Here is a 15,134-nt window from a genome sequence, read left to right on the forward strand (position 1 = left end):
TGATATCAGAAAACAGTACTGCTTAGTTAATTCTCACCCTTGGTTTTGATCTTGGCTTCATCAACCTTAATCCCCAATTCTTCTAGTTGTTCTGGAGCAACTGGCGCAGGCGATTTCATCATTGGTTCGCTGGCATTAGAATTCTTAGGGAAGGCAGTAACATCCCGAATATTGTCCTTGCCAGCTAACAGCATAGCAAACCGATCAAGTCCAATAGCCAAGCCAGCATGTGGTGGGAAGCCCATGTCTAAGGCATCCAATAGGAAGCCAAATTGTTTATATGCTCGCTCTTCAGTAAAACCAAGAGCCTTGAACATCTTCATTTGAATATCTTTCTTATGGATCCGGATTGAACCCCCACCTAATTCATAACCATTTAAGACAATGTCGTAGCTCCGGGCATGAGCTTTATGAGGCTCAGTTTCCAGCAATTCAATACCTTTGTCGTCTGGCATGGTAAATGGGTGGTGAGCTGCGATCCAACGTTCATCGCCTTCATCGTATTCAAATAATGGCCAATCTACTACCCATACGAAATGGTAATCATTTTTATCAACCATATTTTGTTCCAGGGCAATCGAACGACGCAGGTAGCCTAAGCTATCGCAGCAAACCTTCCACTTGTCAGCTACGAATAAGAGCAATTCCCCACCGTTAAGACCAAAGATGTCTTGTAATTGCGCAGCTTCGTTATCAGTGATAAAGCGTGAAACTGGGCCTGAGAACTTGCCATCTTCAAATTTAGCCCAAGCTAAACCCTTAGCATGGAATCTCTTAATATATTCTTGCTTTTCTTCAATCTTTTTACGTGAATATGCGTCAGCTCCGCCAGGAACGGCAATCGCTTTGACGAAACCGCCATTTTCAATGGCACCTTTGAAGACTTTGAAGTCACTATCTTTGAAGACTTCATTCAAGTTTTGGATCTTCATATCGAAGCGCATGTCGGGTTTGTCGCTGCCATAGTAGTTCATCGCATCATCCCAAGTGATCCGTGGAAGCGGCAATTTAATATCGATGCCTTTTACATCGTGCATTACCTTCTTTAGCAGCCCCTCAGTATAATCTTGCACGCCTTGTTCATCAAGGAATGAAGTTTCCATATCAATCTGAGTAAATTCTGGTTGCCGGTCGCCACGCAAGTCCTCATCCCGGAAACAACGCGCAACTTGGTAATACTTGTCAAAGCCGGCACCCATTAACAGCTGCTTGAACAATTGTGGTGATTGTGGCAAAGCATAAAAACTACCTGGATAAACTCTTGATGGAACTAGATAATCACGGGCACCTTCAGGAGTAGATTTCCCTAATTGCGGAGTTTCAATATTAATAAAACCAGCTTGGTCAAAGTAGGCATGGACTGCCGTTAAAATCTTTGACCGCATGATCAAGGCTTTTTGCAGAGTTGGGCGACGCAAATCAAGGTAACGATACTTCCAACGAGTTTGTTCGGTTGCGTTTAAATCATCTTTAATTTCAAACGGTAATGTCTTAGCCTTGTTTAAAATAATAATTTCATTGGCATCGACTTCAATTTCACCGGTCTTCATGTTCGGGTTAACGCTTGAACGTTTTACAACTTTACCCTTTACCTCTAAGACAAATTCAGCTCCCAATGAATCAGCCTTAGCCATTAATTCTTCACCAGAATCTTTATTAACAACAACCTGCACAATCCCTTCACGGTCACGCAAGTCAATAAAGATTAGGTTACCTAAATTTCTAACTCGTTGAACCCAACCGAATAATGTAACATCTTGGTCTAAATACTTAGCCGTAATGTTACCACAATAGTCCGTTCGTTTATCCATTTTCATCATTATCTTTTCCCTCTTACAATTCAGCAATAATATCAGCCATGTGCCCAAGCTTTTCCAAAGCCACCGGGATTTGTTTCCCATCAGAAAGGCGTTTTAATTGAACTACGCCTTCTGCTAGATCTCTAGCCCCGATAGTTATGACATAGCTAGCCTTTAGACGGTCTGCCTTTTTAAATTGGTTCTTAAGTTTCTTTTGATCAACATCAAAGTCGACTTGATAGCCTTGCTTTCTTAAAGCCCGAGCGGTTTCAATGGTCTTTAGTTCTGTTCCTTCCCCGATATTGGCTAAGAAGAAATCAATTCCATGGTCAGCAAAAAGGTCAGGATTTTGTTTTTGCAAAACCAGCATCAGGCGTTCTTCGCCAATCCCAAAACCAACTGCTGGCGTTTCCGGACCATCAAATTCCTCAACCAAGTGGTTGTAGCGACCGCCACCTAATACCGTGGTTGGGGATGCCCAAAGGTCGGAGTCAGCAACCATAAATTCAAAAATCACACCAGTGTAGTAGTCAAGTCCCCGCACCAGATCGTCATCAATCACATAGTCAATCCCTAAATCTTTCAGCATCTGGGTAATGTGGTCGAACTTAGCTTTTGAGTCCTCATCCAAATAATCAATAATCTTTGGCGCATCTGGCAAGAATTCTTTATCTCGCTCATCCTTGGAATCTAAGATTCTTAATGGATTTGTCCCCAGCCGCCGTTGACTATCCTCAGATAATTTATCTTTTAAGGGAGTAAAGTAGTTGATCAATGCATCATGATAAGCCTTGCGAACTTCTTCATTGCCTAAAGAATTAATATGCAACTCAAAATTCTTTACCCCTAACTCATGCAAAAGATCATTTCCAAGCATGATCGTTTGCACATCTGATAAAGCATTATCAGAGCCGAAACTTTCAATTCCAATCTGGTGGAATTCCCGTTGCCGGCCGGCTTGCGGGCGTTCATATCTAAAGGTTGCTGCAATATAGTAAACATTAAAAGGCTTTACATGGTCAGGCCCATAAATTTTGTTTTCGACATAAGCCCGGACAACGCCAGCCGTTCCTTCAGGCCGCAGCGCAATATGCCGACCACCCTTATCTTGGAAATCATACATTTCCTTCTCAACAATGTCGCTTGATTCACCACTCGACCGTGAGAAAACCTCATAGTTTTCAAATAATGGCGTCCGAATTTCGCGATAGCCTGCGCGTGTTAAAAAACTACGCGTAATGTTTTCAACTTTTTCCCAATTTTGCGATTCTCCTGGGAGAATATCTACTGTGCCTTTTGGCTTTTGTACTCTCATTAAAATCCACCTTTTACAAAATAAAAAGCGCCCCTGACTTATTGTCAAGGGCGCTAATGCGCGGTACCACCTTTTGCATGCTACGATTAACGCTCGCCACACGAACCATTATCTGCTAAAGGTGTCACAGATAGCCAAAATCGCCGTTTTCTCACCAAAATAAACGGTCTCTGTTACCTTTCAACTATCTTCAATTCTTCGTCATTGATAATTCTTATCTAGAATAATTTTTTCTCATCTCAAAGTCAAGCCATGAAATCGCTTTTAATCCAGAACTATTGTGAAGGGGCCATCGTTTTCTAAATCGACCTGCATATCTGCTCCGAAGACGCCGGTTTCGACCTGAAGTCCGGTTGAGCGCAATTCTTCATTGAACTTTTCCCAGAGCTCTTTAGATTTGGGAGGCCGCATTGCCCCTACGAAACTTGGCCGATTGCCCTTCTTGGTATTTGCAAGCAGCGTAAATTGACTGACGCTAAGAATTGCTCCACCAACATCTTTAATGGCTAAATTGGTCTTACCGTCCTCATCCTCAAAAATGCGCATTTTACTAATTTTTTGCGCAAAGGCTTTAACGACTGCTTCAGAATCTCCTTCCGCTAATCCTACCAGCAACAATAGACCGCGACCAATTTTACTTTTCACCTGGGAGTCAATTGCTACCTGGGCGTGATTAACTCTTTGAATAACAACTCGCATTAATTTTCTGACCTCTTAGTTTCATAAACATCGGGCAAGGATCGCAGTTTAGCTAAAATATCATCTAACTGAGCCACATCTTTAACTGACAAAGTTACATAAATGTGGGCAATATTGTCATCATTCACTTTACCAGAAATATTGGTAATGTTGGTCGTCAGGGAATTCAGCTTATTAATGACATCACTGAGAAGGTTGGAACGATTGTAGCCAAAAACCTCCAGATTTGCATTAAAGGTCTGCGAAGTTTCGCTGCCCAAATTTTCCCAAGCGACTTCAATCAGACGCCCTTTTTCTTCGGCTTCCTCAGTAATGTTGCGGCAATCTTGGCGGTGAATCGTAACGCCGCGTCCTTTAGTAACATAGCCGACAATCGGATCGCCTGGAACCGGGTTGCAGCATTTTGCTAGGTGCTGCATAAGATCCGACACGCCTTGAATCGAGACGCCCCCGGCCTTATGATTCTTTTTACCCCGATCGTTTTTCGGCTTTTCTGCTTCCTTAGTGGAAGTCTGCCCTTGATTAAGAATCTTTTCTTCGTATTCCTGCTTGCGTCGTTCAGCTTCTTGCTTTCTTAAGTCAGCCGTTAAGCGATTTACGACCCCTAAAGCCGAAACATCACCAAAACCAACCGCCGCAAACAACTCATCTTTATTATGGAAATTGAAATGTTCAATTAATTTTTCAATATGATCCTTATCGAGAAAATCATTGGCATTTAAATCTTGCTCACGCAATAATTGGGCGATTTCTTGTTGTCCCCGTTCAATGGCATCGTCACGATCCAAGCCCTTGAAATAACGCTTAATCTTGTTGCGCGCCCGAGCCGTTTTAACCATATCGATCCAGTCGCGACTAGGCTGCGCATTTGACTGCGTCATGATACCGACAACATCGCCATTTTTCAATTTATAATCCAGTGGCACCAATTTATTATTGACCTTGGCACCAACGGCATGACTACCAACATCAGTATGAATTGCATAAGCAAAATCCAAAGTCACTGCTCCTTTGGGCAATTCATAAACTTCGCCTTTTGGAGTAAAAACATATACGCGATCAGAAAAGATTTCACTCTTGACGCTCTTCATAAATTCGTCGGCGTTTTTGGTTTCGTCTTTAAGCTCTAGAATTTCGCGGACCATGTCGAGCTTTTCGCCGCTGCTGGTCTCTTCAACGCCAGTGAAATTGCCCCGCTTATAAGCCCAGTGGGCAGCAACACCATATTCGGCTACTTGGTGCATTTGTTCGGTCCTGATTTGAATTTCCAAAGGCCGGCCCCCAGGGCCAATGATCGTAGTATGCAAGGACTGGTAGCCGTTGGCTTTAGGAACGGCAATGTAATCTTTAAACCGGCCAGGCATGGGCTTCCATTTGGTATGAACGGCTCCTAATACCGCATAACAATCCCGCACTGACTTAACAATAACTCGAACTGCCAACAAGTCATAAATTTCGTCAAAATCCTTATGCTTGTTAACCATCTTCTTGTAAATAGAATAAATATGCTTTGGTCGGCCATAGATATCATATTTAATACCTAAAGTATCTAGAGTTTGCTTTAAATATGTAATGGCTTCGTCAATATATTTTTCACGCTCGCTGCGCTTGATATCCATTAAATTTACAATCCGATAATAGGCTTCAGGATTGAGATAGTGAAAACTCATGTCTTCTAGTTCCCATTTAATGGTCCCAATTCCCAGCCGATCGGCTAATGGTGCGTAGATATCCATGGTTTCAGAGGAAATTCGGCGTTGCTTATCTGGCCGCAAATGCTGCAAGGTATGCATATTGTGCAGACGGTCTGCCAATTTAACCATGATCACCCGAATATCCTTGGCCATCGCAATCAACATCTTGCGGTGGTTTTCCGCCAAAAATTCCTGGTGTGACTTATATTGATATTTATTTAGTTTGGTTACGCCATCAACAATAAAGGCAACATCTTCGCCAAATTCATTTTTGATGTCGTCATTGGTAACTGGCGTATCTTCTACCGTATCATGCAAAAATCCAGCTGCAACCGTATCTGGGTCAAGCCCTAAAGTAGCCAGAGTACCAGCTACCTGGGTGGGATGCACAATATAAGGTTGTCCTGAGGCCCGCTTTTGATCTGCGTGAGCTTTAGCAGCATACTGATAGGCCTTTTCAACAAAAGCAACTTGGTCATCGCTCATATATTTTTTACATGCAGCAATAACTTCTTCATGAGTCATTTCTACGTATTTTGACATCTTGGTCTTCCCTTCAGCTGAACTCAGCTAATTTTTATTTCATTTTAACACTTTTACTGGTCTTTACGGGAAATTAATAACCCAATCCAACGCTTTTCTTGCATTTGGAGGATAATTTGGAAGCCATTTTCATCAAGTGCGTGCTTAATTTTAGGCAATTGTAAATAATCAATTCCTGAAAAAATGACTTTTCCCTGGTCAGCTAAATGGGCTTGTAATTGCGGAATTAAATCAAGCAAAATTTCAGCTAAGATATTGGCGACGATAATGTCATATTTTCCAGCTACGCCTGCCAGAAGACTAGTTTTTTGCAGTTGATAGTTGGTTATGTTATTCAAAGCAAAATTTTCTTTAGCAGCATCCATTGAATCATCCGAAATATCGGTGCCTAAAACTTCTTTTGCACCCAGCTTGGAGGCAGCAATGGCTAAAATTCCGGAACCCGTTCCCACATCAGCAACCTTAACAGGTTTGGTCAAAACCCTTTCTAACGCTAACATGGCTAACTGAGTCGTCTCATGATTACCCGTCCCAAAAGCTAGGCCCGGATCCATCTTTATTAACTTTTGATCAGGAAAAGCTGGCTGGTAATCTTCCCATTCAGGAACAATTGCTAAATGCCGCGAGAAAGAAATTGGCTGGTAATATTTTTTCCAAACCGTGTTCCAATCTTCATCTTGAATATAACCGGTCTTGATGCTGCCATCTCCGACCGCTAATCCATAGCCCTTAAGTTCAGCTAATTTAGCCCGAAAGGCTGCAACCAGCTCATCTTGGTCACGTTCCTGGTCAAAGTAGAAAATTAGACGGACATCAACTGGTAAATCATGCAGTTCATCCCAATCGACCACCGTTGAATCATGCCGCCAGCCTGCTTCTTCAAAATCCTGACGTCTAATGGCCTCGCTCCCTAAGGCATGCAAGCTATCTTGAGCAAAAATCGTTAGCGCATCCTCAACTTCATGACTGACTTCTATTTGAATCGTAAGTAATTTCATTAATCAAAAACCCTCTTAACTATTATTTTTTTGGCAAAATAACCCCAGAATGCTATTATTTAAGCGGTGATATCATGTCAAAAAAGAAGAAAAAGCAAAATAAATTAGATAAAACATTGGTTGAAAAAATTCTCGACCAACAAAAAATCGCCTATCATCAGGCAGAATTTGCAACTCATGAGGAACATGGCGTTGCACAAATGGACACTTCCATTTTAGACGAGAAAGAGCGTTTGGTCTACAAGACACTGGTATGTCAAGGAAATGTGACTGGTCCCTTGGTTGGAGTAGTGCCAGTAACCGAGCACCTTTCAATGAAAAAACTAGCTAAAGCATCTGGCAACAAAAAATGCGAAATGCTTCCATTAAAAGAGCTTGAAAAAACTACCGGCTATGTCCATGGTGCTAACACTCCTATTGGCATCTGGCATAGTCATAAGTTCCCCATCTATCTTGATGAGAGCATGAAAGATCAAGCTGAAATTGGCGTCTCTAGCGGAAAAGTTGGACGCAGCGTGTTCCTGAACCCACAAGATTTGGCTCGGGTTTGTCATGGGAAGTTTGTTGATATTTTAGAATGATACCGTTTTCATTAGCTCCTTTTGATGGTATAATCAAATTATTCAAATAGTTTGATTACCGGAAAAGAAGATGATTACAATGAATATTGGGTCTGCCCTAATTGGCGGAATTGTTGCACTTCTGGCAATGATCTTGGTCAGCTCAACTGCTTTGACCGTTAAGCCACAAAGAAAATCGAATATGAAATAAAAAGCGAGTTGAAAAAACTCGCTTTTTATTTGCCCTAATGTTGTCTGGCTATAAATTTATTCTGCGTGTCTAAACTTCGGATCAGTTAAGATTCTAGCTACAATTAAGCCTAATGGCAGAGCGATGACGATAATTAAAGCTTCTACCACCCAGCTAGCGCCATTGCCAACTTCAGACATGCCTAAATTAAAGACTCCGCGATATAAATACATTCCCGGTACCATAATAACGATAGAGGGCACGGTTAAGGCAATTCTTGGATAGCCTAACCGGTGGCGCACAATGCTGGCTAACAAGCCTGACACTAAGGCTCCCAAAAATGCTGCAGCCCCGCCCGGAACGGCGAGAAAGCCGACTAAGGATAGACGTAAAGTATTCGCAATTGATCCTAAAACTCCAGCGCTTGCAGCCATTTTAAGACTGGAATTGAACATGATTGAGAAGCCGAATACCCCACAAAAGCTAGCGATCAGGCGCAAAATCGTCAACGTAAACGGATCCAGTTTAGGGGTAACAAGGTCTCCGGGATGAAGCGCTAAAAGCATTGCTACTGCCCAGCCTGACATCGTAGCCACGATAATTACCAAAACCGCATAAGTAAGTCGCTCCAGCCCTGACCGCATATCAAGTTTTGCCATGTCTAAGCCAGAAGTAATAAAGGGAAAACCTGGGATAACAAACAGCATGGCTCCGATATAACCATAGGTATGCGCAAGCGATAGTCCTAAAAAGAAGTGTCCCAGCAAAAAGCACAGATAATATACCAAACAGGCGCAGGCTACCGCAATAGAGGTATTCCCAACTAGAGTCAGTTTCCTTTTTCCTAAGATTGCCCTAGTATAGTTTCCTACTCCAGCACCAAAGAAGGTACAAATAACCTCCGGAATTCCTCCGCCCAGGAGAAAAATAAAGCCGGCACAGGCCAATCCAGAAGCTAAGCCCTTAATGTAGGCAGCATAATTCGATTTCATATTATTAATTTCGTTTAGTCGCCGGTGAATTTGACCAATTGTCCAGTGCCCTCGTCCTGCTTCAAATTGGCGGACAAATTTTTCCATTTCGTTAAGTTTGATCATATTAACGCCAGATGAAGGCAATGACAAAGTTTGGGAATATGAATGGTTTTCAATCCCAAAACAGGTATATTCAATGGAAGTTAGGCCAATATCGGCTGAACAAGTAATGCCTAAAGTCCGAGCAATGGTATCCATCGACTCTCTAACCCGCCAGGCTCCTGTTCCACAACTAAGCAACATGATCCCAACTCGTCCAACAATAGAGCCCTTTTCTACTAAAGTGGCGTCTTTAGCCATGGTATCATCAGTGCTTTTGAAAAAATCTTTCCACTGAATTCGCATATGGTGGTGTGAAGATAGGTGATGATGCTCATCTAGTCGATTATTTTCCTTCATGACAAATTATCGCTACCTCTTTTTTTCTACTAAAGATCAACTCCCCTATTATATCACATGAGGAAAACCTGCTTTTTACAATCTTTCAAATTATTTCAAACTTATTGAAAAATATCAAATTCATTGCCACTTGTATTACAATATAAGTAGCAGATTTTTACATTTTATCGATGATGAGTTAGAAAGGCATAAGTATGGCACAATTAACTGACGATCAATTGGCCAGCATTGCTCAAGATTACTACTTTAGCAAGCTGAATATTGCAGAAATCTCCCAAAAATACGACCTATCACGTTATTTGATCGCTAAGGCTTTAGAGGATGCCCAAGCCAAGGGAATTGTAGAAATTAATATTCGTCAAAACGCTAAACGTGATACTGCCCTTGAAACCCAACTATTGCAGAAATTTCATCTAACCGAAGCAGCAGTTTTAAAAACCGGCGATGATGTTCAACAAGACATGGATTTAATCCCAGAATTTGCGGCCAAAGAAATTCAAACTTATTTAAAAAATGTTACTAATGTTGGCGTTACTTGGGGCTCTTTAATGATGACCATTATAAAAAACTTTGCCCCTGAAGAACGACCGGACCTGACGTTTGTGCAGATGATTGGTCAGGGAATTAATGCCCACAAACGAAAGAACCCCTTGGTCCAAAGTGCTGCCGATCGCTTCAACGCACAATCTCGTGCCTTGCCCGCCCCTATTTATGTCTTAAATCCCGAAACTTTGCGAGCTTTAGAAAAAGAACCATTCTATGAACGCATAAGTTCTTATTATGACAAGTTGGACTTGCTTTTTACCAGTTTAGGAACTTTTAAGTCATATCATACCAATGAATTTTTAAAAGATTACTATGAATCTACGATGTTTAAAAACATCCCCCAGGAAAAGATTGCCGGAATGATTTTTGGTCGCCCCTATGACATCAACGGCAACTTTTTCCCTGGTTTTGATGATAATATTTGTGGCATGAATTTAGACCAAATTCGTTCAGTGCCAATTCGGTTTGGCATTGTCCGCAATCGTTTCAAGAGTGAAGCCTTGCTAGGGGCTCTTCGTTCTGGGATAATCACTCACCTAGTAACTAGTGATCGCATCGCTATGAGAGTAATGACCTCTGCTAAAGAATAAGAAAACCAGCTGAAAATGATATGAACCCAAAAATTAGGACATAATATTAGTTAGCTTTGTTTAAGACCATATTTCGATATTCAATCGGAGTATGGTTTTTAGTATAGTTTTAATTCTATCATGATTGTAATAATGAATATATTCTTTAAGGCTTGGTCTAATTCGTCAAGATTAGCGAATGTTTTCTCAAAGCCATAAAACATTTCTCTCTTAAGAATACAAAGAAGCCTTACATCATACCGTCGTCTGATGAATTGCCTTTTCTTGTCATCGATTGAGTAACCCCATGACTTTTAAGCCAATCTTGAAACTTAGGATGTTGATACTGCCATCCATTATTGTTGATAAATATAGCTTTTCACCATTTAAATGAAATATAATAATGTCCGAATACCAATATCTATCATGTATAACTGCTTTAAAATTTCGATTAATCAGATTAGCTTTGACTTTGCCAACATTACCTCGATAACTTGAATATTTTGATATACGTCGCCTAATTGCAATGCCATATAGTCTCATTTTTAGCATCAAACGTTTAACCCGTTTATGAATTACTCAAAATCCCTCATGATGAAGTTGACTAGTAATTCTGCGATAACCATACCGATCTTTATGTTCTTCAAATATAGCCTTAATTCGCTCAATAAGCTGAATATTTTTACGATCTTTATCTTTCTTATAATGTATAGTAGTAACTACTTCTTGCTAGGAAGTGCTAAATCTAATGAAATTTGATCGTTAGTTTCTGGACTGGATAGGGCATGCTAAATGGCCCTATTCTTGAATTTCAGTGAAAAGGTAGCGTAATATCAGTCTAAAATTTCTATACCATATCGACCCATTAATCGGAGGAGATAGCGTAAATTACCTGATGTTACACCATATTGGTGTCTTAACTCATATGACAATTTATGATAGTACTTCCAATTATTATAAATGTCAATTTTATCTTATTTGGATAATTTGGACATAATAAAAACCTCGAAATTCTTGTTCGAATTTCGAGGTCCATATTACAAGCTAAGCATTTTTATTATTTTTAAATATTCTTAAAAATAATAGAGAAATAACTATAATACATATACCTACAAGCAAAAAATTATATTCATATTTAGGCTTTAAGAGTAAAGTAAATACCCAGGTTCCAATTGGCATAAATAAGACAGCCACAGTAAAAATTATACTGAAAATTCTTCCTAAAAATTTAGTGTCTACAACTTTTTGAACTAACGAAAAGAATTGAATATTATATATTGTTAAAAACAAATTGAATAAGGCCGGTGATAAACTTAGTAATAATAAATTACTATTTAGTTGATATAGGAAAGATATCATACATAATGGAAGACCAGATAATCCTAAGAAAATCATTATTTTTTTTGCAGAAAGCTGCATTTTTAATTTACTGCTGAAAAATGCTCCCAATAATCCTCCAATTGCTTCAGCAGTCAAAAATGTTCCGTATACTCCTCCATGTATTTTAGAAAACATTTCATTACTATATGGAAGTATTAGATTATATGCTGCAAGAATAAAGTTTATAACCGAAGACAATATAATAAGAATAAAGATTTGTTTTTCACTAACTAAATATTTAAAACCGCTTTTTAATTGTAATAAGAAGGTTTTTAAATTAAAAAAATTCTTTTTAGTTATTTCTGCTGTTACAGGTTTTATAAAGAAAATAATTAAACTAGAAAATAAGAATGATATGCCATCTAATAATAATGAACCTCTCACTCCAATTATTCGATAAATAACAAGCGAAACAAGAGGAATAATTATTTTGACTATTGTACTTGCTAATTCTAAATAAGAATTAATATCTGAGATATTTTGCTCGAAAACTATTTCTTTAGTAAAAGCTTTATAGGCTGGACTAGAAAATGCAGATAAAAGCGCAAGAAACATGTTAGCAAGAATGATTGAATATATTAACCATTTATTACTATTTATAAGTGATAATATGATACATGTACATCCACTAAGAAAATCTGTCAAAATAAGAATTTTTTTTCTTTTAAAATTATCAGCAATGACACCTCCGAATAGATTAAATATTATACTTATTATATTTTCTGACGATTGATAAATTCCAACTAATAGCATAGATTTCAAATTTGCATTTGCTAGAAATGTATTATTTACATAATCAAATAACATGTCTCCAATTTTAGAGATAGTTTTACTCAAAACAAGTAAATTAGTGTTATTGCGCTCTTGTTTTTTCATCATATCCTCCAAATTATATTTTTAATCACGCAAATAAATATCTCGGGTATATACCTTATGTTTTACGTCATTTAACTGACTATCATTTCTATTAGTAACGATTAAATCAGATTTTGTTTTAAATAATTCAAGGTCATTTAAAACTCTAATACCTTTAAAACAATTTTTCCGAATCAATGGCTCATAAATTATTAGCTGAATTTTTTGCTTCTTGAGATATTCAATTACCTTCATAATCGCTGAACTTCTAAAATTATCAGAGTTTTTCTTCATAGTTAGCCGATAAATTCCAACTACATCCGAATTTGTATCTTTAATTTTCTTAGCGATAAATTGTTTTCTGATTTCAATTGATTTAATTACAGATCTTATAAGACTATGTGGTGTTTTGCCAAACGAAGTTGCTAGTTGCTTGCTATCTTTAGGCAAACAGTAACCGCCGTAACCAAAAGAAGGCTGCAGAAGATCTTCTAATGCTTACCCTTCTCGTAAAAATTCAGGACTGAATAAAATATTTTCACTTTTATGTTCTCTTCTAATATTTTTTGTAAAATGAATGGGAACCGTCGACTTTATAATAATCATGCATGGGGATTAATTTAGATAGCTTCTTTTATTGTTTTTCTGACATTAGGTACATTAAAGTTCTTATTTTTGATGTCAAATGATGTAGGCGTCGCAATAATAATATATTTTGCATCAAAATATGTTTTTTTACGCATTTAAAGCGGCAGTTAGATTTAGCTTTTTTGACTTTAAATACTAATTAAGTTTTGGATCATGGATAAATAATACTTTTTTATTTATCATATCTACTTTATCTGAAAAATGTCTAACAATGCTGCTTCATTATATTTAGCAAGCAGAGTTGCCATAGATAAGCCTACATATCCAGCACCTACTACTGTAATTTTCAATGTGTTTTCTCCTAATATTATCTAATTTCACTAAAATCAAGAACTTGAAAATCTTCGTATACCTTATGATCATAAAAAATATGTAATTTATTCCCACATAAAACTGCCGTAGCATAAATTCGCGATAAATCTGCCGTTTTAGCTAGTTCTTTTTGCATTATTCTAATAGATTCTTCAAAGTCCTCCATTTGCTCAGGCGATATCGTACCAATAAAAGAAATACTAATAGGTATATCTTCACCAATAACTTTTCTAATTGCTTTTTGTCTTGCTGATAGATAAGGATAATTTTTATAAACTACCGATCTAGGACTGAATAATTCATCAATAAAATAATGTTTAATATTATAATCAGCTTTAGCACAATAATCTTGTAAATTTTCACCATGATAAATAAGCTGGATAGTAGAATGAACATCTCCAATTGTATCTTTCAAGGAGAATCCATCATATTCTCTCAAGTTTAAAATTAAATTTGTTGTTACAGAATTAATTTTACCTAATTTAGCCAATTGTTTGCTTGACAGGTAACTTATAAGATAACTTAATTTATCTCCCTTATAACTTGTGATGTTCGTGATTTCAAGATGGCTCATTCCTTTAGGAATTTTACTTAAAAGATTCTTTTCTTCTACATTAGCTCGTCTAATTTCTTTAATGTATGGGTGTCCCTCAATTTTCTCAAGAGAATTACTATTTTCTAATTTGTGATAGTATTTTATATAGCCTATCCCTCGTTTTTTATTTACCCCTCCTAACAAGGCCTTAATAAACTCATTTTTAAAAATTGAAACACTTGACGCATCAAATATACAATGGTCTACTATAAAAATGGCTTTGCGTGATTTCTTATTTTGAAAAATACTCATGTTAATTAATGGTCCATTTTGGTATCGTGATTTAAATCCCATCTCGAGCATTTTATTTAAAATCTCATGTTCTTTTGCCATATTAAAAACTAAACTTGAATCAAACGTTATTGTTTTATAAATGTTAAACTGCAACTCTTTTCCATTTTGTTGTAGAGAACTCCGCAATACTGGATTAAGCATAGTTACATTGTTTAATGCTTGATAAATATTATTAATAGGTATATCTCTAGGCAATTTAACATCAAATGTTAGTATATTTTTCTTCTTTTTGAAAAAATATAAGCGTTGAGTATAACTAGCATTAGTAGTTTGAATTTTTTGATTCAGGACTGGTAAATATACCTTGGTTACATTTTTTCAATATCATCAATTGATTCACTATTTATATTATTTTGTAGAAGATGATTTAAAATTTTTCTAGGTGTTCTATATAAGTAAAAATCATCTATATCAATTGATACTTTTAAATACTCTTCTAACCTAATAATGCACGATACAATATTCAAAGAATCTGCCCCGCTTTCAAACAGATCATCATCTAAAGTTAAAGATTCACTCAAGTTTTCTCGAAAAAAAGATAAAGCCTTCTCTTCAATATTAGTGTTTTCTTTTTGAAAATTTGCTTTTTTATTTTCGCCGATTGTAAAATCAAATTGAACACTTTAGAAAAATAAAAAAGTCCATTTGGACCTGTTTGATAGAATGTTAATGACCACAAAAACATCTATTGGAGGTCACAAATG

The 15,134-nt window shown here is 37.5% G+C and carries 14 protein-coding genes; 2 read left to right on the forward strand and 12 right to left on the reverse strand.

The window, feature by feature from the left end; genetic code table 11:
* Positions 1-26: 26 nt before the first annotated feature.
* The 5 genes from aspS to prmA all read right to left on the reverse strand — a co-directional run bounded on the left by aspS (position 27) and on the right by prmA (position 7,048).
* Positions 27-1,820: an aspartate--tRNA ligase gene (gene aspS, locus KI210_RS04755; RefSeq protein WP_212780753.1), complete on the reverse strand. Its 1,794-nt coding sequence runs from the start codon at positions 1,818-1,820 to the stop codon at positions 27-29.
* A 13-nt stretch (positions 1,821-1,833) separates the two neighbouring features.
* On the reverse strand, positions 1,834-3,114 hold the full coding sequence (gene hisS / locus KI210_RS04760; protein WP_212780754.1) for a histidine--tRNA ligase: 1,281 nt from the start codon (positions 3,112-3,114) through the stop codon (positions 1,834-1,836).
* 264 nt (positions 3,115-3,378) lie between these two features.
* A complete protein-coding gene (gene dtd / locus KI210_RS04765) occupies positions 3,379-3,813 on the reverse strand; it encodes a D-aminoacyl-tRNA deacylase (RefSeq protein ID WP_212780755.1) in 435 nt (144 codons plus the stop codon).
* Complete coding sequence (locus tag KI210_RS04770; RefSeq protein ID WP_212780756.1) at positions 3,813-6,050, reverse strand: RelA/SpoT family protein; 2,238 nt, start codon at positions 6,048-6,050, stop codon at positions 3,813-3,815. The genes dtd and KI210_RS04770 overlap by 1 nt, the downstream gene beginning before the upstream one ends.
* A 53-nt stretch (positions 6,051-6,103) precedes the next feature.
* On the reverse strand, positions 6,104-7,048 hold the full coding sequence (prmA, locus tag KI210_RS04775) for a 50S ribosomal protein L11 methyltransferase (protein WP_212780757.1): 945 nt from the start codon (positions 7,046-7,048) through the stop codon (positions 6,104-6,106).
* 74 nt (positions 7,049-7,122) lie between these two features.
* Between prmA and ybaK the strand changes: the two genes are divergently transcribed.
* On the forward strand, positions 7,123-7,629 hold the full coding sequence (gene ybaK, locus KI210_RS04780; protein ID WP_212780758.1) for a Cys-tRNA(Pro) deacylase: 507 nt from the start codon (positions 7,123-7,125) through the stop codon (positions 7,627-7,629).
* A 246-nt stretch (positions 7,630-7,875) separates the two neighbouring features.
* On the opposite strand, the gene KI210_RS04785 is transcribed toward ybaK, so the two are convergent.
* Positions 7,876-9,231: a threonine/serine exporter family protein gene (locus KI210_RS04785; RefSeq protein ID WP_212780759.1), complete on the reverse strand. Its 1,356-nt coding sequence runs from the start codon at positions 9,229-9,231 to the stop codon at positions 7,876-7,878.
* 194 nt (positions 9,232-9,425) lie between these two features.
* Between KI210_RS04785 and KI210_RS04790 the strand changes: the two genes are divergently transcribed.
* Entirely contained in the window at positions 9,426-10,367 is a 942-nt protein-coding gene (locus KI210_RS04790) for a sugar-binding transcriptional regulator (protein WP_212780760.1), read from the forward strand.
* Between the two features lie 60 nt (positions 10,368-10,427).
* Here the strand turns inward: KI210_RS04790 and KI210_RS09155 are convergent, their stop codons facing one another.
* The 6 genes from KI210_RS09155 to KI210_RS09165 form a co-directional block, all read right to left on the reverse strand.
* Complete coding sequence (locus KI210_RS09155) at positions 10,428-10,529, reverse strand: IS3 family transposase (RefSeq protein ID WP_371870184.1); 102 nt, start codon at positions 10,527-10,529, stop codon at positions 10,428-10,430.
* 396 nt (positions 10,530-10,925) lie between these two features.
* On the reverse strand, positions 10,926-11,057 hold the full coding sequence (locus tag KI210_RS09160) for an IS3 family transposase (RefSeq protein WP_371870185.1): 132 nt from the start codon (positions 11,055-11,057) through the stop codon (positions 10,926-10,928).
* A 333-nt stretch (positions 11,058-11,390) separates the two neighbouring features.
* On the reverse strand, positions 11,391-12,602 hold the full coding sequence (locus tag KI210_RS04800) for an MFS transporter (protein WP_212780761.1): 1,212 nt from the start codon (positions 12,600-12,602) through the stop codon (positions 11,391-11,393).
* A gap of 21 nt (positions 12,603-12,623) precedes the next feature.
* A complete protein-coding gene (locus tag KI210_RS09125) occupies positions 12,624-13,031 on the reverse strand; it encodes a UDP binding domain-containing protein (protein ID WP_308778600.1) in 408 nt (135 codons plus the stop codon).
* Between the two features lie 505 nt (positions 13,032-13,536).
* Entirely contained in the window at positions 13,537-14,625 is a 1,089-nt protein-coding gene (locus KI210_RS04810; protein WP_212780762.1) for a condensation domain-containing protein, read from the reverse strand.
* A gap of 113 nt (positions 14,626-14,738) precedes the next feature.
* On the reverse strand, positions 14,739-14,951 hold the full coding sequence (locus KI210_RS09165) for an acyl carrier protein (RefSeq protein WP_212780763.1): 213 nt from the start codon (positions 14,949-14,951) through the stop codon (positions 14,739-14,741).
* Positions 14,952-15,134 lie beyond the last annotated feature (183 nt).

The organism is Lactobacillus corticis, from assembly GCF_018327645.1.
Lineage (GTDB): Bacteria > Bacillota > Bacilli > Lactobacillales > Lactobacillaceae > Lactobacillus > Lactobacillus corticis.